This window comes from Microbacterium sp. B35-30, from assembly GCF_010634855.1.
Taxonomy (GTDB): domain Bacteria; phylum Actinomycetota; class Actinomycetes; order Actinomycetales; family Microbacteriaceae; genus Microbacterium.
Genome location: NZ_MWLQ01000047.1, coordinates 45,030 through 66,027, shown reverse-complemented (window position 1 = coordinate 66,027; position 20,998 = coordinate 45,030). Strand labels below are relative to the sequence as shown.

Genomic DNA, 20,998 nt, shown 5'->3' with positions numbered 1-20,998 from the left:
AATCCCACCGTCACCGCCATTGTGATGTGTGATGTCTCAGGACATCGTGAACGGCTGAACCCCCGGAGGCGGGGGTCCAGCCGTTTTGCGTTGGTAGCCGTGGGCGGGGTTGAGGGTGAGTTCGGTGAGGACTTCGCCGAGCGCCAGCCACGACAAGCGAGTCCCCACTGCGAGTCGTCCCACCCATTAAGAATGGCGCGAACGGATGCCGGAACGGACCACTCAGTCGGCATCCCCGTGAGCCAGAGCCGTTGCATACATCGTCGCCGCCTCGGTGCGGTTGCTCGCGCCAAGCTTGACGAGGATCGAAGAGACGTGGACCGACGCGGTCTTGGGCGACATGTACAGCTTGCGGCCGATCTCTGGGTTCGAGCGTCCCTGAGCGACCAGCGATAGCACCTCGTGCTCGCGCGGCGTTAGCCTCTCGAGGCCAGTCGTCGGATCAGGGGGAGCCGCTTCGCGTCGCGGGGTGACCCGGATGCCGTGTCGTGAAGCGAGAGCCCGTGCCCACTTGCCGACGACCGCAGCTCCCTTCGTCGGCGCTTCGTCGATCAGATGGGAGAGCATCCGTGTTGCCCCGGTCGTGTCGCGGGCCTGAGTGAGCGCCACCGCGAGTCGGTACTCCGCGTAGAGGCGATAGCGGACCGGAACGAACCCCGCCGCGGCCGCGTCCGCGGCTGCATGCCAGGCGTCTACGACGTCTTGCTCTATGGCCTGCGTCACCTCGGCTGCGGCCACGGCGCGCAACGTGAGCCCGGCGGGGTCGTCGCCGAGGTCGGCGATCGTGGCGTCGCGCGTGCGAATCAGCTGCGCGAGGTGTTCGCCTGCGAGTCCTTCGGCGGCGGCTCGGTGCGCCGTACGCGCCATTGCCGGAAGGGCGGCGCGCAGGTCGCCCGTGTGGGTCGAGATGGAGGGGTCCGCCAGGGGCGCGAAAGCTCGGACGGCGCCTTCGGTCGCCCGCCGCCGCCCCAGCCCGGAGGCGTCCTCGGTCCGATTGAGTTCGTCTTCGGCAGTCACGACCATCACAGAGAGCCGATCGTCGGCGTCGCCGCCGGCCAACGCGGTCATTGCTTCGACCGCCGCCGCGTCGAGCGGGCGCCCGTCCCACGTGTCCATCGTCGCGCCGATGACGGCGATCCGACCGCGGTCCGGTTCACCGCCGTCTTCAGGGACGTCTGCCATGGCCTGTGAGAGAGCGGCGTGCGCGCGGGGCAGATCCCCGAGGGCCATTCGGGCCCATGCGACAGATGTGAGGAAGAACGTGAGCAGCCCCTCACCGGGGCGAACCCCGAGCTCACCCGCGAGTGTCAAAGACTGCTCCGAAACCTCAGCGGCGTCGTCGAAACGGCCGAGCAGATCCAGGACATGCGACTCGACCGTGCGCGCCGCCAGGCTGCCGGACAGAAGGCTCCCCTCGACAGCCCGCTCAATCAGACGGGCCGCATCGAGCAGGAACCCCCGATCGGCGAGTGCCCAGGCCGCGTGTGTGAGGACCGGGCCCATCTCCGTGTCGGTGCATGACCGCTGGGCGAGCTCGAGGCACTCGTCGACCTCGCCACGGAACCGCAGACGATCATCGGCGACAGCCGAGATGAGCTCCATGCTCACGACGAGGGCAAGCGTCGCATCCCTCGACCGACCGTGCTCCCGCTCGAGGAGGCGCCGCGCCTTGCCGAGCTCGAGCCGCTCCTCTCTCGGTCGATCACCGTTGGCGTACGCCACAGCGAGACACCGGTGGACGCGCGCGCGGCCGACAGGGTCCGCGGCGCCAAGTGCCGTGATGGTCCGGGTGCCGATGCTGATCATCTCGGTAATACGCCCGATGGCGTTGCACTCCTGCATGATCGTGACCGTCATGTCGGCGAGAGTCGTCCTCGCGCGGGCCTCCGCGTCCGGAATCTGCGCCCACAGGTTGAGCAGTCGGTCGCCGAGCTCGATCGCGCCCGTGACCGCGAGGCTTGCGCGTGCGTATTCGCGCGCGACTATCGATGCGTCGAAAGCGCGAGGAAGGTCTCCTCCGCGCAGCCAATGCTCCGCGGCGGCCGTCGCAAGTCTTGTTTCCCCGTCATCGAGACGGGGCTGAAGGGCGCGCGCATACTGCTCGTGCAGCGCGGCGCGCTCGCCGGGAAGGAGTTCGTTGTAGACGGCCTCGCGGATGAGTGCGTGGCGGAACTGGTACGCGCCGTCGGTTGCGACGAGCACGCGTGACTCAATCGCTTCTCGCATGGACGCGGCCGTTGCCCGCGCATCGATCTCCGCGAAGACGGCGTGGTCGACGCGGTCGCCGCCCACGGCAAGTGCGGACACGGCATTCCTCGCATCGGGCGACAGACGCGCGATGCGCGCCAGCACGATGTCGCGCAGGGTCGAGGGGAGGGTGCCGTCGTCGACCCCGACCAGTTCTTCCACGATGAAGGGGACGCCCTCGCTGCGCGCCGCGACCCGCGCCGCCGCGCGAGGGTCCAGGCCGGGCGAGAGCTCGCCGATGAGCTCGGCGGTGTGTGCGGGGGCGAGTCGGCCGAGTTCGACTGTCGTCGCGGAGCGACTGGCGCTCACTTCGCCGTGGAACTGAGCGGCCGGATCGCCGGAATGTAGGTCGTCGAGGCGGAATGTGCAGATGATCGTGAGGTGCGATCCGTCGTCCGTGATGGCGAGAGAACGCAGCAGGTCGAGCGTCGACGCGTCCGCCCAATGCAGGTCTTCCAGGACGAGAACGAGGTGGCGCTCGAAGGAGAGGTTCACAAGGAGCTGTTCGATCGCGTCCGCGAGAAGCCCGGGGTTGCCCGGCAGCGATGCAGGCCCTTCGGTCGCCAGTTCGGGAAGGATCGCCCCCAGCACTGCCAGACGTCCGGGCGCCTGCACTGCCTCGCGGAAGGCGTTATCTCCGACTTTCCCCCGCAGGGCTCGCAGCAGTCGCCGGACGGGTAGGAAGGGTGTCCCGATGGTTCCGAGATGGACGCACTGACCGACGGCGACGACGACTGGCGGTGATTCGTCGGAGTCGATGCCCGCGATGAACTCCTCTACGAGGCGTGTCTTGCCGATGCCTGCTTCGCCGCGCACGAGCACAACGCTGGGCTGTCCCGTTCGACCGCGCGCGAACGCGTCGCGGAGGAGCCCCAGTTCCTCCGTGCGTGCGACCATTCGAGGCGAGGACCGCGATCGGGCCATTCCCCCATCGTGGCACCCACCGGCGGTCTTGAACCAGGGGATCGTCCTAAGTCGTGCTGAGCCCCTAAGACCTTGGTCATTCGGAAGATTGGGCGACTGCTCATTCCTTTTGGATCCCTCTCGTCGCTGCTGGGGCACGTTGAACGGATGGCCGGGCCACTGTTCTTTTGGTCAGCTCGGCACCCTCGGGCGGCGCGTCGAATCGTTGAGGCAGGGACGTCGCATCCGAGAATCCGGAAGCGCCGCACCACGGCCAGTAACGATTCGGTCAACTTCACTTTCGCACTTGACGCAGCACGGCGTCGATGCGCATACTGATGCCGGGCAAAACGATTGGGCAAAGCAATGGCGCAGAGCAGAGTGACGATCAAGCAGGTCGCGGCAGCGGCCGGCGTCTCGATCACGACGGTCTCGCACGTGCTCAACGACGTCCCTGGGAAGCGGATACATCCGGAGACCCGTGAACGTGTGCTGGCTGAGGCTGCGCGGCTGGGGTACGCCCCGAATATCTTGGCGCAGAGCCTCCGGACGCAGCGCTCGCACACCATCGGCCTGATCGGCGACGAGATCGCCACGACACCGTTCGCCGGCAAGATCATCCTCGGTGCGCAGGATGTGGCTACCAGCCATGACTCCGTGGTCTTCGTCGTCAACACCGGCTACGAACGCGCCGTCGAGGAACGCGAGATCGATGCACTGCTTCGCCGGCAGGTCGACGGCATCCTCTATGCGGCGATGTACCACCGCCCCGTGGAGCTTCCCGCGAAACTCGCCGGCGTGCCCACGGTGCTCATCAACGCCTCCTGTGCCGACCCCGCTGTCGCGTGGGCGGTGCCCGACGAGGCAGCCGGTGGCGAAGACGCCGCGGAGGTCCTCCTCGCGGCCGGACACCGCAAGGTCGCGTTCATCAACGACATCGATGACATACCCGCCGCGTTCGGCCGAGAAGAGGGTTTCCGTCGACGCGCCGCAGCGTGGGGGCTCGCCCACGAGGACCTGCAGGTGATCGCCGCGGACGCCGATCCCGAGGGCGGCTACCAGGCGGCACGACGCCTCTTGGAAAACAGCGACCGGCCGACCGGCATCTTCTGCTTCAACGACCGCCTCGCGATGGGCGTGTACCGCGCCGCCGCCGAGCTGCACCTCCGGATCCCGCAGGAAGTGTCGATCGTTGGCTTCGATAACCAGGACTTCATCGCCGACGGGCTCTACCCCGGCCTCACAACGGTTGAGCTTCCCCACTACGACATGGGCGTATGGGCAGCTGAGCAGCTCTTCCACCAGATCTCGACGGGTCGCACACCCACCGCTGCACCGACGACACGCATCCGAGGACCGGTCATCCACCGGCACTCGGTAGCGCCACCCTCCCAGGATTCGAGCCCGGGAGAGTGGCACCAACCGGCTGACAGGCGCGGCAACGCCTGATCCGTCGATGAACCGCAAGACAATCACCACCCGAACAGGAGAGATCAGTGTCCCGAAAAATCGGCCGCATCGTTGCGGCTAGCCTAACGACCCTCGCGGTCGTCGCAACAGCGGGCTGCGCCGCAGGAGGATCCGGCAACGGGTCCGATGGTGCAACCACCATCGACCTCTGGACCCATGCCGGCGGCAACGACGCCGAGCTCGGAGTCATCAACACCATCGTCGACGACTTCAACGGCAGCCAGGACGACTACGTCGTGAAAGTCACCGACTTCCCACAGGACGCCTACAACGACGCCGTGGTCGCGGCAGCGACGTCCGACAATCTGCCGTGCATCGTCGACATCGACGGACCGAACGTCGCGAACTGGGCGTGGGCCGGCTACATCCAGCCGCTCGGGCTCCCCGACGACACCTACGACGGTCAGCTCGAGGGCACCCTCGGCAAGATCGATGGGGAGGTGTACGCCTACGGTTTCTTCGATGTCGCCCTCGCGATGTTCAGCCGGGAATCCACGCTCAACGCCGCGGGGGTCCGCATCCCCACGGTCGAGGAACCCTGGACCGGTGAAGAGTTCAACGAGGCGCTGACCAAGATCGACGCGTTGGGCCAGTTCGAGTACCCGGTCGATTTCGGCACCGGCGGCGGCGGCGAATGGATCCCCTACGCCTACTCACCCCTGCTGCAGAGCTTCGGCGGCGACCTGATCGACCGCTCCAGCTTCGAGACCGCCGACGGCGCCCTCAACGGCCCGGAGGCGCTGGAGTGGGCGACGTGGTTCCGCGGCCTCGTGGATAACGGTTACATGGCGCAGACATCGGGAACGGATGCCACTGCGGACTGGGTCAACGGAACGAGCGGCATTCTTTACACCGGCAACTGGGCCGACACCACCGTTCGTGAAGCGTTCGACGATGCGGTGGTGCTGCCGCCGCCGGACTTCGGCAACGGGCCGACCATCGGCGCGGGGTCGTGGCAGTGGGGCCTGACAAGCAGTTGTGACGAGGTGGAGGGCGCTCAGGCTTACCTGGAGTTCGCGCATGACACCAAGTACTTCGTCGACTACGCCGAGGCAACCGGGCTGATCCCGGGAACGCTCGCTGCCGCGGATGAGGTCCCCGCGTATGCAGAGGGCGGCGACAGTCGCATCTACCTCGAGCTCGCAAACCAGTTCGCGGTGGTGCGACCGGAGACGGCCGCCTACCCATACATCTCATCGGTGTTCCAGAAGGCCACGCAGGACATCCTGGCGGGTGGCGACGCGCAGGCGATCCTCGACAAGGCTGTCACGGACATCGACCGCGACATCGAGCAGAACGGCGGCTACACGTTCTGATCTAGAACGTCGCCATCCCGTGGGTGCGGTGCTGCGCACCAGCGCCGCACCCACGGACTGACAGGGGTATCACCATGACCACATTCCGTACGTTCGACGCTGCCCGGGCGGAGTCGATCGACACTCCTCCCGACCCGCCCGTGAGGCGGAACAGGGCCCGGGCGCTCAGAGGTGAGCGATCCGCAGCCGCCTGGATGATCAGCCCCGCGATCGTCCTGTTCATACTGTTCCTCATCATCCCGATCGTGCTGGCGTTCGGGCTCGCGTTCACCGACACCCGGCTCATCTCGCCTCGTCCGGGTCGGTTCGTCGGGCTGGACAACTTCGCGTACCTCTTCACCGATCCGGTGTTCTGGGCCTCGGTGCGGAACACGTTCTACTTCGCGATCGTGGTCGTCCCGGTTCAGGCGGGATTCGCGCTGCTGCTGGCGCTGCTCGTGAACGCCAAAGTGCGCGGCACCAACTTCTTCCGCACGGTCTACTTCCTGCCCGTCGTCACCTCGATGGTCGTCGTCTCGCTGCTGTGGCGCTTCATGTACCAGAAGGACGGCCTCATCAATCAGGTGCTCGGGGCGCTGAGCTTCGGCACGTACACCCCGATCGACTGGCTCAACGATCCCGTCTGGGCCATGCCGGCCATCATGTTCATGTCGATCTGGCAGGGCGTGGCATTCCACATGGTGATCTGGCTCGCCGGCCTTCAGACCATCCCCGCAGAACTTTATGAAGCATCCGAGATCGACGGGGCGAGCAGGTGGCAGCAGTTCCTCTACGTCACCTGGCCCGGGCTGCGACAGACGGCCACCCTCATCCTCGTCACGATCACCATCGCCGCATTCAGCCTGTTCACCCAGATCGCGGTGATGACCGATGGCGGGCCGCTCGACACCACGACCACGGTCGTTTACCAGGCGGTGCGCACCGGATACCAGCAGCTGCAGACGGGACTGGCGTCCGCGATCTCGCTCGTGTTCTTCGTGCTGGTCCTGATCGTCTCCGGCATCCAGCGCTACCTCACCCGCGAAAGGAGCTGATCGCGATGTCCGCTACACAGCGCCTCGTCCTTCCCGACGTCACCGACACCCAGCCGCGGGTCGCCCGCCCCGGCCGGGGCCGCGCGGTCGGCATCACCTTGTTGCGCAGCGCGCTGGTGCTGTTCTTCGCGCTGCCGATCGTCTTCATGGCGGTCTCCTCGTTCAAACCGGACCTGCAGATCTTCGCCGACCTCGGATCCTGGCGGGCATTCGCACCGGTCGGTGAGGTTTCCCTGGACAACTACGAGGGCGTCTTCAACCGGGTGCCGTTCTGGCAGTTCCTTGCGAATTCGGTCCTGATCGCCGCTACGACCGTGGTGCTCGGCATCCTCATCAACAGCATGGCCGCCTTCGCACTGGCACGACTGCGGTGGCGAGGCCGAGGGCTCGTCCTCACCCTCATCCTGGCGACGCTGATCGTGCCGTTCGAGACGCTCGCGCTGCCCCTGCTGTGGTGGGTCAACAAGCTGCCCTCGCTGGAGGCCGACGGGTTCAGCCTCGCATTCAGCCAAGGGTGGCTGAACACCTACCACGTGCAGATCATCCCGTTCATCGCCAACGCCTTCTCGGTCTACCTCTTCTATCAGTACTTCTCCTCCATTCCGAAGGAACTGGATGAGGCCGCGCGCGTCGACGGGGCGGGGTGGTTCAGCATCTACCGCCGCATCGTCATGCCGTTGTCCGGCCCGGCCATCGCCACGGTCGCGATCCTGACCTTCCTGCCGGCATGGAACTCCTATCTCTGGCCGCTGATGGTCGTGCAGAGCGAAGAGCTGCGCCCGGTGATGGTCGGCCTTCAGTACTTCTTCCAACTGAACGTGTCCTGGGGGCAGGTGATGGCGTACTCATCGCTCATCACGATCCCCGTCGTGGCGCTGTTCATCGCATTCCAGAAATCCTTCATCAACTCGATCGCATCCTCAGGAGTAAAAGGCTGATGCCATTCACGCTTCCCGACGCATGGACATGGGACATGTGGTTCGCCGACGACGGTACGGACTACCACGTCTTCTATCTGAAAGCTTCGCGCGCCCTGCACGATCCGAACCGCCGACACTTCCATGTCACTGTCGGGCACGCAGTCTCGGACGACCTTCGCACTTGGCGAGAGGTGCCCGACGCGCTGATTGCCGCCGACGGCCCGGCATTCGATGACTTCACGACCTGGACGGGTTCTGTCGTGCGGGGCCAGGACGGTGTCTGGCGGATGTTCTACACCGGCACGTCCCGCGCGGAAGCCGGCACCATCCAGCGCGTCGGCGTCGCGACCTCCACGGACCTGTACCACTGGGAGAAGCAGCCTGGTGCGATCGCCGAGGCAGACCCGCGCTGGTATGAGAAGTTCGACTCCGGCGACTGGTTCGATGAGGCGTGGCGTGATCCGTGGGTGTTCGAGGCGCCCGGCATTCCGGGATGGCAGATGCTGGTCACGGCCCGCAGCAAGCAGGGAGCCGCCGACGATCGCGGCGTCATCGGACACGCGACGTCCAAAGACCTCTCGACCTGGACCCTGCAGCCGCCATGGTCCGAGCCCGGAGCCGGCTTCGGACAGCTGGAAGTCCCCCAGGTCGCCGAGATCGACGGTCGCCACGTCCTGATCTTCAGCTGTCTGGCCGGCGAACTGAGCGCGTCACGACGCGACAGTGCAGGGGGGGTGTGGGCGGTCCCGATCGACCGTCCCGAGGGCCCCTATGACATCCGCCGGGCGGTGCGACTCACCGACGAATCGCTGTACGCCGGTCGCTTGGTGAGGGACCGCGATGGCCGCTGGTACTTGTTCGCCTTCCTTCACGTCGACCCCGCAGGCGAATTCGTGGGCGCGCTCTCGGACCCGTTGCCGGTCTCGTGGGGCACCGACGGAAACCTGCGCGTCGCAGACGGCCGTTTCGACCACATCCACAACGGTGCGCTGCGCGTTCCCGCAGGTACCCCCAACGTCACCTGAACCCCGCCGTCGAAGGAGATGGACATGAGGACAACCAGGATGAGCGCGCCACTGCGCGCTGTCGCCGCCGCAGTCGCAAGCACCCTCGCCGTGGGGGTGCTGAGTTTCACGGCACCGCTCACGGCGACCGCCGCAGCCAACACGATCGAGAACCCGAGCTTCGAAACCGGCGACCTCGCGGGCTGGACGGCGCTGGAGGGCAACGCGTTCACCGACGCGCACGTCAGCGACGCGACCGACTGGGGCTGGGGCTGCTGCTTCAACCCCGATGGCACCTACCACCTTTGGGGAGCGGCGGCCGGGGGCGATGAACCCACAGGGAAGCTGCGGTCCTCGACCTTCACCCTGGGCGGAATCGGCGAGGTCAGCTTCCTGATCGGCGGCGGCAACGACATCGACAACCTCTATGTCGCGTTGCGTCGCGCCAGTGACGACACCGAGATCCGACGCGCGACCAACACCGCGTTCGCTGACTCCGAAGCGCTCACGCGAGTCGTGTGGGATGTGTCCGCGGAACTCGGCGAAGACCTCTACCTGGAAGTCGTCGACAACTCATCCGGCGGGTGGGGGCATATCAACCTGGACGATGTCCGCACCTACACGGAGACGTCGGTCACCCAGGTGATCAATCCCAGCTTCGAGAGCGGCGACCTCACCGGCTGGAACGTGGTGAGCGGGGATGCCTTCACTGACGCGCACATCAGTGACGCCACCGACTGGGGATGGGGTGGGCCATTCAACCACGACGGCACCCACCATCTCTGGGGTGCCAGCAACGGAGGTGACGCGCCCACCGGCACGCTGCGCTCCTCCACCTTCACGCTGACCGGGACCGGCACCATCGAGTTCCTGATCGGAGGGGGCAACGACATCGACAATCTGTACGTCGCCCTCCACCGCGCGTCTGACGGAGCGGAGCTCATGCGGGCGACCAACACCGGCTTCGCTGACTCCGAGAGCTACTCGCTGGTGCGATGGAGCGCAGCCGCCCACCTTGGAAAGGACCTGTACTTCGAGGTCGTCGACACCGCCACTGGCGGATGGGGGCACATCAACGTCGACGCGATCAACACCAACGTCGAGGTCCTCGGCTACGAGTTCGACAACGCCGGGTTCGAAACCGGAACGCTCGACGGCTGGACCGCCGAAGGAGCCGCATTCACCGCGGCACACGTCTCGGACGCCACCTCCACACCGGACAGCCACCCCTTCGATGCGGAGGGCACGTACCACCTGTGGGGCGGCGCGCTGGACTCGGATGACGCCATCGGCACCCTCACCTCGCCCCGATTCCGAGTCGGCGGGGACGCGGAAGTACGCCTTCTGCTCGGCGGATCGAAGAACCCCGACGTGTACGCGGCCATCGTCTCGGAGACCGACGGCAGTGAGCTCGCACGCGTCGGCGTCCCCCAGGCGACCGACACGTATCAGCCGGTGGCCATCGACCTTGGCGCGCACCGCGGCGACGTCGTGCGGCTGCGCTTGGTCGACAACTCGCCCACCGGGCACCTCAACGCCGACGGAATCCGAACCCTCCTCAACGACCCGATGCACTGGTCCTTCGACGAGGGATCCGGCAAGACCGTCGCAGGTGGGGCAGCGACCTCTGATGCCGTCGCCTACGTGTTCAACGATGCTGCCGACAAGCCCGACAGCGACCCACTGTGGACCGCCGGCGTCGTCGACGGTGCGCTGCTGTTCGACGGCTACTCGACATCCATCGAGCGGGAGGGAACGGCTGCGCTCGTCCCCAGCAGCACACTCAGCATCGAGGCGTGGGTCGCCCCGCGCTCCTATGAATGGGGCGACCTCGGCCAGGCCTCCGCGGTGGTCAACCAGCACGACGCCAAGGCCAAGACCGGCTACCTGCTCGGCATGTACCGGCACGGCACGTGGGGCCTCGAACTCGGTGACGGCGTGAACTGGCACACCCTCCGCGTCGGTGACGACGCCGTTCTCCCCAGCTACGAGTGGAGCCACGTCGCGGCCACCTACGATGCCGGCACCGGACTGATCCGCTTGTACCTGAACGGGGAACAGGTCGCTGAGAAGAACATCGGCGGAGGCACCCGCATCCTCGCCGCCGAATCGCGGCCGCTGCTGATCGGCCGCCACAACAACGCCGCCGTGATCAACGGAGCGTTCCGCGCGAACATGTGGAACGGCGCCATCGACGAGTTGACGGTGACCGACGCCCTCCTCGGTGCCGATGAGATCGCTGCTGCCGCCGACGCAGGTGCAGACGCGACCGCGCCGGCGATCACGCCGTCACGTGACCGTTTCGACGGGGACAGGTACCGGCCGCAGTACCATTTCCTGCCTCCGGAGCATTGGATGAACGAGCCGCACGCGCCTGTCTACTACGACGGCAAGTACCACGTCTTCTACCAGCACAACCCGCAGGGACCGTACTGGCACCAGATCCACTGGGGGCACGCCATCAGCGACGACCTCGTCCACTGGGAGGACCTGCCCGTCGCGATCGCCCCGACCGCGCCGGTGACACCAGACGGGGTGTGGTCCGGGAGTGCGACCCTAGACGCCGACGGAAAGCCTGTGCTGTTCTACACTGCCGGCAACGACGCGGCGGTGCCGAACCAGGCCACAGGCTTGGCGTGGCCGGTGGACGGAGCGGAGAACAGCGACCTCACCGAATGGCGCTTGGAGCCCGCGCCCGTCACCACCCAGGCGCGCGATCTGGCGTCCCCGGTGGGCACCCCGTGGTTCGGGCAGTTCCGCGACCCGTTCGTATGGAAGGAGACCGGCGACGACGGACAGCCGATCTGGTACCAGATCGTCGGCTCCGGCATCCTCGACGGGGACACCCGCGTCGGCGGAACCGCCCTGCTCTACACGTCCCGTGATCTGGTGAACTGGGAGTACCGCAACCCACTCTTCATCGGCGACGCCCTGAAGTACCCCAAAACGGGGCAGGTGTGGGAGCTGCCGGTGCTGCTCCCCGTCGGAGCCGTCGACGGCGAGGAGAAGCACGTCCTGGTCGTGAACCCCTGGTTCGACGGGTACAACATCAACACGGCGAAGAACACCTACTACTGGGTGGGCGAATGGGACCGCGACACGTTCTCGTTCGTGCCCGACCACGAAGAGCCGCGTATGTGGGACTACGGCGAGCACTTCACCGGCCCCTCCGGAATGGTCGACCCCGACGGCCGCACGATCCTCTTCACGATCACCCAGGACGGGCGCAGCGAAACCGACCACTACGACGCCGGATGGGCGCACTCCATGGGGTTGCCCGTCGCGCTGGGAATCCTGCCCAACGGCGATGTCGGTATCGAACCGATCGAGGAACTCGAGTCGCTGCGCGCTCAGCAGGTGGTGGACCTCAAGAACACCACCGTCGCGAAGGCCAACACCGCCCTGGAGAACAAGCAGGATCAGCTCACCGACCTGCTCGAGGTGAAGGTCGAATTTCAGGTCAAGGGCACCGACTCGGCCGTCGGCCTGGAAGTGCGGCGCAGTGCGGACGGCACGGAGCGCACCACCCTGACCGTTGACCCGGCAGAGAACACGCTCGCCGTCGATCGCAATTCCTCCAGCCTGGATCCGGACACGCGAAAGGGCGTCAACTCGGGCGAGTTCAGCGTCGGTCCCAACGGCAAGGTCACGATGCACGTCTACGTCGACCGCTCCGTCGTCGAGGCCTACGTCGACGGAAAGAAGTCCCTGACAACCCGCGTCTACCCGACACTCGCCGACGCCGTCGGACTGCGGGTCCTCGGTGACGCGAAGGTCCAGGTCAAGTCCGTCAAGGTCTGGAACCTCGATGGCGCCTTCGGACCCGTCACGCCCTCGCACTTCGACGAGCCCTCCACGCCCGAAGGAACCGGACTCCCCAATGGGGACTTCGCCTCATGCGATCTCACCGACTGGACGGTCATCGACGGCAACGCCTTCAGCAACGCCACCGTGACCAACGCCGACGACTGGGGATGGGGTGGCACGTTCCGACAGGCCAACGCCTGGGGCAGCACTGACCGCTGCCACCTGTGGGGCTTCGACGACGCCGTCGGCGACGCCGGCACCGGCGCCCTGCGATCCGCCACCTTCACCCTCGGCGGTGATGGCCAGATCGACCTGCTCACGGCCGGCGGCTACGACCCGGACAACCTTTACGTCGCCGCCATCCGCGCATCCGACGGAGCGGTGCTCGCCAAGGTGTCCGGAAACGAGCAGGAGGCGCTGCGCGCGCAATACCAGCGGCGAAACCTGGACCTGGCGGAGCACATCGGCGAGGACCTCTATATCGAGATCGTCGACCGCGCCACCGGCGGGTGGGGGCACATCAGCGTGGACGACATCAACGTCCCCACGACGCAGTAGTCGCGGTCAGCGGGCTTGCCATCCTCCCGACCTGAGCTCGGGAGGATGGCGACCCGTCCGCGAGCTGTACCGCTAGAACTCACCGGCGCAGGTTGGAAACCGTCGACCTCTGACTCGGATATCTTGCTCTCACAGCAACCCACGTCATCAACCGGGTCCTCTCCGAACGCTTGACCAACGTCCCGACCGACAATGTGCTGGCTCGCGACCAAGCGCCACCCAATCAGAGGATCCCGAGGAGAAATGACCCACCGACGAGACTGCGATGTTCTGGTGATCGGCGAGGCGCTCATCGACATCGTCCAGACGGACACTGACCGAATCGAACACGTCGGTGGCTCTCCAGCTAATGTCGCCCTCGGGCTGGGCAGGCGGGGAGCCGACGTCGCACTGTTGACCCATCTCGGGGACGACTCTCGTGGTGAAGCCATCATTCAACACCTGGAGCGATCCGGTGTTCACGTTCTGGTGGAGTCGATCAGCGCAGGGCACACCGCTACGGCCATCGCCACAATTGGAGCTGACGGCCAGGCGGAGTACGAGTTCGACCTGGCCTGGGCTGTGCGCCGCCCTGCGGGCTTGGCGCGAAGACTTGTGCACACGGGATCCGTGGCAACGTTTCTCGAACCAGGAGCGAGCTCTGTGCGCGACCTGCTCCGGGACACATCGGCCGCCGAGATCACATACGACCCGAACATCCGACCCGCACTACTGGGCTCCCACGATGAGGCGTTGCCGGTTTTCGAGGAAACCGCGCGGCTCGCCACGGTAGTCAAGATGAGCGATGAGGATGCGGCGTGGCTTTATCCCGGCGTCGCGCCGGATCTTGTGTTGGACGCCGTACTCGGACTCGGTCCTCGGCTGGGCGCGATGACGCTGGGGTCCAAGGGAGCGATCATCGTCAACGCCGATCATCGGGTGTGGGTCCCGGCGGCAGCAGTGAGCGTGGTTGACACGATCGGTGCGGGCGATACGTTCATGGCCTCATTGATCAACTCGCTGCTGATCACCGGAAGCGAGAACCTCGGCCGAGAAACGCTGGAGTACATCGGGCGCGACGCGGTCGCCGCCGCTGCAATCACCGTCTCACGCAAGGGCGCGGACCTTCCGTGGGCAGCGGAGCTCTAGCTGTACTCGGGGCACGATAGGGCGTCGCTACTCCGCCGCGGGTGCGATCTCGCCGCTGCCGCGGGGGATGAGCTTCGTGGGCGTGATGGTATGTCTGGCGGGGCTGGTGTCGCCTTCGAGCCGAGCGAAGACGCGCTCCACGGCGACCCGTCCGATCTGCTGCGGGTCCTGCGCGATGACCGTGACGCCCGGCTCCACAAGGTCGGCGAGGGGGATGTCGTCGAATCCTACGAGAGCGACCGCGTGCTGGAGGCCAGCCACCCGAAGCGCGTGCAGCGCGCCGACCGTGATGAGGTTCTGCGCGCTGAACACCGCGGTAGGCGGGGCTTCTGATGCGAGCAGTCGGGCCAGGGCGACCTGGGCAGAGGCGGCGTCGTGCAGTTCGGTGACCATCGGGGCCAGGGTGGTCGAGATTCCCGCGTGACCGAGCGCGTCGAGAAATCCCCGCTGTCGCTCGCGGGCGGTGCCGATGTCGAGGCGGTCGGCGAGGAGTGCGATGCGCCGGTGGCCGTGAGAGATCAGGTGCGCGGTCGCTAGTTCGGCGGCGGCGCGGTTGTCGCTCGTGACCGCGTCCAGCGTTTCATCGACGGGCTTCCGGTCGACGTAGACCACGGGCAGCCCACGCTGCAGCACTGCGCCGAGATACTGGGGGCGGGGGCTCGCGGTGGTGAGGATCAGCCCGTCGACTCTCCGCTGCAGGAACGCACTCACCGCGTACGCCTCGCGAAGCGGATCGTCGTCGAGGCTGGAAGTGAAGACCGAGACGCCCCGCTCGACGGCGGCGTCCTCGACGGCACGATGGATCGCCCCTGCGAACGGGTTATCGACGCTGCTGACGAGTAGCCCGAGCGTGCGTGTGCGGCCGCCTGCGCGACGAAGGCTGCCCGCCTGCAGGTCCACGTGGTAGTCCAAGGCCCGCACAGCGTCCCACACCCTGGAAGCCGTCGCCGGAGCCACATTTGCTTCGTGATTGACGACGCGCGACACCGTCTTGATGCCTACTCCGGCGAGCGCCGCAACCTGTTTCATCGTGGCGGTGGTTCGACCCTCATGATCGGGCCGCCGTGCTGACATCGTTGTCACGAACTCATCTCGATTCGGATTTGGTGACTTGACTCTATCCCAGGAGTCGACTACACCCGACTATGACATCGTTGTCAACGGACAGCGCGACCGAGAGGAATTCAATGAGGAATCACATGCACCGGGGCCGCAAGGCGCTTTTGACCACCTTCGCGGTGTCCGCTGTCGCGGCGCTCACCCTTACCGGTTGCGCCGGCGGCAGCGGATCGGCGCTTTCTGCCGGCGGCGAAGCGGGCGACGAGATCGGCGTCTCGCTGATCGTGAAGACGAACTCGAACCCGTTCTTCATTGCGATGCAGGAGGGGGCGCAGGCCGCCGCCGAGGCCAACGGCGTCAGCCTGACGCTTGCGGCCGGCAAGGAGGACGGCGATGAAGACACTCAGATCCAGGCGATCGAGGCGGCCATCTCGAAGGGCGATGCCGGCATCCTGATCACACCGAACGGACCTGCGGTGCTGGACGCAATCGAGAAAGCACGCGATGCGGGACTTTTCGTGATCGCGCTCGATACCGTTCCCGATCCCGCGGATGCCGTCGACATCACGTTCGCGACCGACAACTACCTCGCGGGGCAGTACATCGGCCAGTGGACCGCCGCCACGCTCGGTGATGGAGATGCGGTGATCGGGTTGATCGACCTCTTCGACGATAAGGCCGTGACGGTGGACTACAACCGCGACCAGGGTTTCCTGGACGGACTCGGCATCGACCTGGGCGACGCTCAAGTCAACGGCGACGAGGAGCCCACCGGAACGCTCCCGGGTGGCGGCACCTACACGATCGTGGGCAACGAAGCATCCCAGGGTGCCGAGGACGGTGGCCGCACGGCCATGGAGAATCTGCTCGCCAAGAACTCTGACATCAACGTCGTCTACACGATCAACGAGCCGGCCGCATACGGGGCGTACCAGGCGCTGGAGGCGGCGGGCAAGAGCGGAGATGACGTGCTCATCGTCTCGGTCGACGGCGGCTGCGCCGGAGTGGGGCAGGTCGCCGACGGCATCATCGATGCGACCAGCCAGCAGTACCCCGTCAAGATGGCCGAACTCGGCGTGGAGGCGATCGTGGAGCTGGTTGAAGACGGCACCGTACCGGAGACGAGCGAGGGCCTCGACTTCTTCAACACCGGTGTCGCGTTGGTCACGGACCAGCCCGCCGACGGCGTCGAGTCGATCGACACCACCGAAGCCGCCGAGATCTGCTGGGGCGGCGAGTAACACCCGAATCGGGATGCCGCGACGGCCGCTCTCCACGGCGGTCGCGGCATCCCTCCCTCGACACGACGGAGTGAAATTGTGACCCAAGAAGCACCGCCCACATCCACCCTCGACCTGGCAGCTGAGTTCCTCGATCGCCGGACGCCGCTTGACCGGGTCCGCGGCACCTTGCATCGTTACCCGGCGATCAGCCCAGCGATCGTTCTCGTCCTGGCGATCATCGTCTTCGGCAGCATCAACCCGCGGTTCTTCGCCCCCGCGAACTTGTCGCTCATCCTCGACCAGGTCTCGGTCGTCGGCACCGTGGCGATCGCCCAGACCCTCATCATCCTGACCGCGGGAATCGACCTCTCCGTCGGCGCGTCGATGATCCTCGCCTCGATGGTGATGGCGCAAACCGCGGTGCACAACGGTCTCCCGGCGCCCCTCGCTCTCTTCGCCGGCCTCATCGCCGCCCTCGCCGCGGGAGCACTCAACGGATTCCTCGTGACCCGCATCAAGCTCCCGCCGTTCATAGCCACTCTGGGAACACTCAACGTGTTCATCGCCTTGACGCTCCTCTACAGCGGGGGGCAGACGATCCGCAAGGCGGAGATGCCTGAGCTGCTGACGTTCACAGCCACCGCGTTCCCGATCGGGGATATCCGGCTCACGGTCGGGGTGATCATCATGCTCGCCCTCTACGTTCTGATGGCCTATATTCTCGGTCGCACCGCCTGGGGGCGGCACGTCTACGCCGTCGGCGACGACGCTGAAGCGGCACGTCTCGCGGGCATCTCGACCAGCCGTGTGCTGATGAGCGTCTACGTCGCCGCCGGCGCCGTGCTCGCGGTGGCCGCGTGGATCCAGATCGGCCGGTCCGGTGCGGCGAGCCCGAATGCCGGCGCGGATCTCAACCTCGACTCGATCACGGCCGTCGTCATCGGCGGCACGTCCCTCTTCGGCGGCCGCGGCGTCATCTGGGGAACCCTCCTCGGCGCGATCATCGTCGGTGTCTTCCGCAACGGACTCTTCCTCGCCGGCGTCGACGGGCTCTACCAGACTCTCGCGATCGGCATCCTCGTCATCGTCGCCGTCGCAGTCGACCAGTGGATCAGAAAGGTACGCAAGTGACTCTCATTGAAGGAGCAGTTGAGCCTGCACCCACCCCGGCAGGCGTCCCGGTCCTCGAGGCGAAGCGGCTCGTGAAGACCTTCGGTCGCGTCGTCGGCCTGGATGGCGTCAGCCTCACGCTGCACGCCGGCGAGGTGCTCGCCGTCATCGGCGACAACGGGGCCGGCAAGTCCACCCTCATCAAGTGCCTCACCGGCGCCTACATCCCCGACGAGGGGCAGCTGCTGCTCGACGGCGAGGAGGTGCACTTCAAACGGCCGCAGGACGCCCGCTCCGCGGGAATCGAGACGGTCTACCAGAACCTCGCCGTCTCGCCCGCTCTGGATGTGGCGGCGAACCTGTTCCTCGGCAGGGAGCGCCGTAAGCCTGGAATCGCCGGATCGGTGTTCCGCGCGCTCGACACGTCGGGGATGCGCAGAGAGGCGCGAGAACAGGTCCAGAAGCTGGGCATCTCAACGCTGCAGGACGTGACCGTCTCAGTTGAGAACCTCTCGGGCGGACAACGCCAGGCAGTCGCCGTCGCGCGCGCCGCGGCATTCGGGTCGAAGGTCGTGGTTCTGGACGAGCCGACCGCAGCTCTCGGCGTGCGCGAGTCCAACCAAGTTCTCGAGCTCATCGTGCGACTGCGCGAGCACGGGGTGCCGGTGATCCTCATCTCGCACAACATGCCGCAGGTGTTCCAGGTCGCTGACCGCATCCACGTACAGCGGCTTGGAAAGCGTGCAGCGACCATCACTCCGCAAACGCACTCGATGACCGATGCGGTAGCGATCATGACTGGCGCGGCACAGGGGTGAACCCGGTCGTCTCATACGCTGCAGCCGGCATTGCTCGGCACCAAGGACCCCGGAACGTGAATCCCGCATGACCGAGTCGGAAGCGGTCGTCCTTTACGCGGAGTTCACGGCGCGCGCCGGTGCCGCCCAGGCTGTCGACGGACTCCTGCGCGACTTCGCGCAGGTGGTCCGCGCGGAACCGGGCAACGTGACGTTCGACGTCTACCGCCGCGCGGAGGCGCCCGACCGGTTCTTCGTGTTCGAGATCTACCTCAATCGAGCGGCGTTCGACCAGCATCTCGCCGCTCCGGCAGGACGCGAGTTCAATGATGCACTCGGCCCCTTGATCGTGCAGTCCGGGAGCCAGCTGAGCTTCTTGCGGCCGGTCGAGCCTTGACGGCTCGACCGGGAGACCGCGGGCGAGGGGAGAAGAGTCCAGGAATCAAACGATCGGCGTGCTCGGCATCCAGGTGCGATGTCTACGCCCGCGCGATGCCGGCGATGTGGGTGTTGAACGGCAGGAAGGGGGTATGCACCCGGTAGCGCTCTACGGTGACCGTCGCGAATCCCGCGGCGCGCACGGATTGCTCCAGGTCGCGTTCGCAGGAGCAGCCCTCGAACGTCCATGCCCATGGACGGCGAAGCATCCGCTGGGCGAGGCGGGTCGGCGAGCCTGGCGCCGCCACGACGTGCTCCAGGAACCGGAAGGTGCCGCCCGGGCGCAGGATGCGCCGTACCTCGGCGAGCACGGCCGCTGGATCCTGCACCGAGCAAAGCACCAGCGAAGAGATCACGCTGTCCACACTGCTGTCGGGAATGTCCGTCTGCTCGGCCATGCGTTCGCGCAGATCGAGCTGCACGCCGCGCCGCTGTGCAGCTTCGATCAGACGGCCGTGCATGTACCGGTTCGGTTCGATGGCAACGAGCGTGCTGCCGGGGGGCAGGTGGCGGAGGTTGGCGCCGACGCCCGGTCCGATCTCGACGATCTCACGCGGCAGCCCGGCGAACAGACGCTGCTTGCGGCTGCGCAGGTTCCACTCCATATAGGGGTCCATCACTCGAAAGAACGCGGCATTGAATCGGCCGCGCAAGGCGTGCTGCTCGAAGGTGGCTTCCGGCGAGGTTGCGGTCGCGGTCTGTGTCATCTCTGCTCCTGGGTGTGACGTTGTGGATGACATCAGCGTGCGCCGCCGGCCACGGTCTTTCAGGCGTGGAACTACCTCACTTCGTCGATCCCGGCGCGTCGCGTCGGGCGACGAACCAGGCGGCGATCTGGGCTCGCGACGTGAAGCCGAGGCGCAGTCGGATCCGTTCGACGTGACCTTCGGCCGAGCGTTCGTCGATGCCCAGCCGGGTGGCGATCTCCCGATTCGTGCACCCCGCGCTGACCAGGGCGGCGACTTCCGTCTGCCGAGGTGTCAGCGTTCGTGGCCCGCGGGGCAGGCTGCGCAAGCCCAGGAACCGGCGAATCGGCGTTACGACGCCCTGGGCATCGCCCTCGTACGGCAGATGCGAGCGGCCGGGCACCACGACAAGACGCGCATCGGGAATGCCGTCTGCCAGTGCTGCCGCCTGCTCGACGGGAGCGGCCCGGTCTTGCGCACGATGCACCACCAGCGTGGGAGCGCGGACCCGCGCGAGCAGGTCACTCACGTCCAGGCTGTAACTCATCGCCAGCAGCGACCGGGCAGTTTCGGCGGTCGATGATGCCCGCTGGTACTGAGCGAACTGCTGACGCGACGCGGGACTCGCGTCGGGGGCGAAGATGTCGGTGAGCAGGTCGGAGCCCAGACCCCAGTGCGACTCGATCAGTCCGAGGACGTGGTCCTGCACAGCGGGCGGGGAGACCTCCGCGCCGGACGCCCATCCGCCATAGAGCACCAGCCGCCGGACGGATTCCGGGTGTGCCGCGGCCCAGGCCACCGCGACGAGCGCGCCCATGGACGTTCCCATCAGATCGAAAGGCTCGCGGCCGACGGCCTCGGCGACTGCGGCCAGCTGCTCCAGCTCATAAGACATGGACGGTGCGCGATCGGATGCTGCGGACAGACCGCAGCCGGCGCGGTCGTACCGCACGAGGCGGCACCCCTTCCCGAGGCTCTCGTAGAAGGCGCGCTCTTCTGGCAGTTCCCAGCTCAGCTGGAGATGACTGAGCCAGCCGCTGACATACAACAGCGGGCGCCCGGCGCCGATCGTCGCATACGCGATCTCGGTGCCATCGGTCGCCGTCAGCCGCCCCATGCGTTGCTGCACACGCCATTTCACCATGGCCGGGCTTCGGCTCGGCGAGATCAGCACGAAGGAAGCTAGGCCCCACCATCACCACTCATCCATCACCCAGCCGGCACGGGCCCTGCGAGACCCACCCATGGGGGTGCTTCTCTCAGCGCGATTGGGACGACCAGTCACGACGGCCCGCAGG

At 66.6% G+C, this 20,998-nt stretch carries 15 protein-coding genes; 11 read left to right on the top strand and 4 right to left on the bottom strand.

Translation table 11 applies throughout. From position 1 onward, the window contains the following. Nucleotides 1-222: 222 nt before the first annotated feature. Nucleotides 223-3,144 carry a LuxR family transcriptional regulator gene (locus tag B2K11_RS19060; RefSeq protein WP_163620665.1) on the bottom strand — a complete coding sequence of 974 codons (2,922 nt, stop codon included), beginning with the start codon at nucleotides 3,142-3,144 and terminating at the stop codon, nucleotides 223-225. A gap of 372 nt (nucleotides 3,145-3,516) precedes the next feature. On the opposite strand from B2K11_RS19060, the gene B2K11_RS19055 reads away from it, so the two are divergent. The 7 genes from B2K11_RS19055 (at nucleotide 3,517) to B2K11_RS19025 (ending at nucleotide 14,387) form a co-directional block, all read left to right on the top strand. Further along, nucleotides 3,517-4,599 carry a LacI family DNA-binding transcriptional regulator gene (locus tag B2K11_RS19055; RefSeq protein ID WP_163620664.1) on the top strand — a complete coding sequence of 361 codons (1,083 nt, stop codon included), beginning with the start codon at nucleotides 3,517-3,519 and terminating at the stop codon, nucleotides 4,597-4,599. A 47-nt stretch (nucleotides 4,600-4,646) separates the two neighbouring features. Continuing rightward, entirely contained in the window at nucleotides 4,647-5,936 is a 1,290-nt protein-coding gene (locus B2K11_RS19050; RefSeq protein ID WP_163620663.1) for an extracellular solute-binding protein, read from the top strand. Between the two features lie 194 nt (nucleotides 5,937-6,130). Then, nucleotides 6,131-6,970, top strand: coding sequence for a sugar ABC transporter permease (locus tag B2K11_RS19045; RefSeq protein WP_204260198.1), 840 nt, complete (start codon nucleotides 6,131-6,133; stop codon nucleotides 6,968-6,970). A gap of 5 nt (nucleotides 6,971-6,975) precedes the next feature. Further along, the gene (locus tag B2K11_RS19040) at nucleotides 6,976-7,908 is read left to right on the top strand and encodes a carbohydrate ABC transporter permease (protein WP_163620661.1); all 933 of its coding nucleotides are present in this window, start codon (nucleotides 6,976-6,978) and stop codon (nucleotides 7,906-7,908) included. Continuing rightward, nucleotides 7,908-8,915, top strand: coding sequence for a glycosyl hydrolase family 32 (locus tag B2K11_RS19035; RefSeq protein ID WP_163620660.1), 1,008 nt, complete (start codon nucleotides 7,908-7,910; stop codon nucleotides 8,913-8,915). Before B2K11_RS19040 ends, B2K11_RS19035 begins: the two co-directional genes overlap by 1 nt. A 24-nt stretch (nucleotides 8,916-8,939) precedes the next feature. Then, a complete protein-coding gene (locus B2K11_RS19030) occupies nucleotides 8,940-13,259 on the top strand; it encodes a GH32 C-terminal domain-containing protein (RefSeq protein WP_163620659.1) in 4,320 nt (1,439 codons plus the stop codon). Between the two features lie 243 nt (nucleotides 13,260-13,502). Then, complete coding sequence (locus B2K11_RS19025; RefSeq protein WP_163620658.1) at nucleotides 13,503-14,387, top strand: carbohydrate kinase; 885 nt, start codon at nucleotides 13,503-13,505, stop codon at nucleotides 14,385-14,387. A gap of 27 nt (nucleotides 14,388-14,414) precedes the next feature. Here B2K11_RS19025 and B2K11_RS19020 read toward each other — a convergent pair whose 3' ends face one another. After that, on the bottom strand, nucleotides 14,415-15,416 hold the full coding sequence (locus B2K11_RS19020; RefSeq protein ID WP_163620657.1) for a LacI family DNA-binding transcriptional regulator: 1,002 nt from the start codon (nucleotides 15,414-15,416) through the stop codon (nucleotides 14,415-14,417). Nucleotides 15,417-15,586: 170 nt separating this feature from the next. Here B2K11_RS19020 and B2K11_RS19015 point away from each other — a divergent pair, with 170 nt between their 5' ends. The 4 genes from B2K11_RS19015 (at nucleotide 15,587) to B2K11_RS19000 (ending at nucleotide 18,973) form a co-directional block, all read left to right on the top strand. Then, on the top strand, nucleotides 15,587-16,687 hold the full coding sequence (locus B2K11_RS19015) for a substrate-binding domain-containing protein (protein ID WP_163620656.1): 1,101 nt from the start codon (nucleotides 15,587-15,589) through the stop codon (nucleotides 16,685-16,687). A gap of 75 nt (nucleotides 16,688-16,762) precedes the next feature. Next, nucleotides 16,763-17,800, top strand: coding sequence for an ABC transporter permease (locus B2K11_RS19010; protein WP_163620673.1), 1,038 nt, complete (start codon nucleotides 16,763-16,765; stop codon nucleotides 17,798-17,800). Beyond that, nucleotides 17,797-18,597 carry an ATP-binding cassette domain-containing protein gene (locus B2K11_RS19005; protein WP_204260196.1) on the top strand — a complete coding sequence of 267 codons (801 nt, stop codon included), beginning with the start codon at nucleotides 17,797-17,799 and terminating at the stop codon, nucleotides 18,595-18,597. The genes B2K11_RS19010 and B2K11_RS19005 overlap by 4 nt, the downstream gene beginning before the upstream one ends. A 67-nt stretch (nucleotides 18,598-18,664) precedes the next feature. Further along, the gene (locus tag B2K11_RS19000) at nucleotides 18,665-18,973 is read left to right on the top strand and encodes a putative quinol monooxygenase (RefSeq protein WP_163620655.1); all 309 of its coding nucleotides are present in this window, start codon (nucleotides 18,665-18,667) and stop codon (nucleotides 18,971-18,973) included. 82 nt (nucleotides 18,974-19,055) lie between these two features. Here the strand turns inward: B2K11_RS19000 and B2K11_RS18995 are convergent, their stop codons facing one another. Both B2K11_RS18995 and B2K11_RS18990 read right to left on the bottom strand, forming a co-directional pair. After that, the gene (locus B2K11_RS18995; RefSeq protein WP_163620654.1) at nucleotides 19,056-19,721 is read right to left on the bottom strand and encodes a class I SAM-dependent methyltransferase; all 666 of its coding nucleotides are present in this window, start codon (nucleotides 19,719-19,721) and stop codon (nucleotides 19,056-19,058) included. A gap of 76 nt (nucleotides 19,722-19,797) precedes the next feature. Further along, on the bottom strand, nucleotides 19,798-20,874 hold the full coding sequence (locus B2K11_RS18990; RefSeq protein WP_239526269.1) for an alpha/beta fold hydrolase: 1,077 nt from the start codon (nucleotides 20,872-20,874) through the stop codon (nucleotides 19,798-19,800). Between the last annotated feature and the right edge of the window lie 124 nt (nucleotides 20,875-20,998).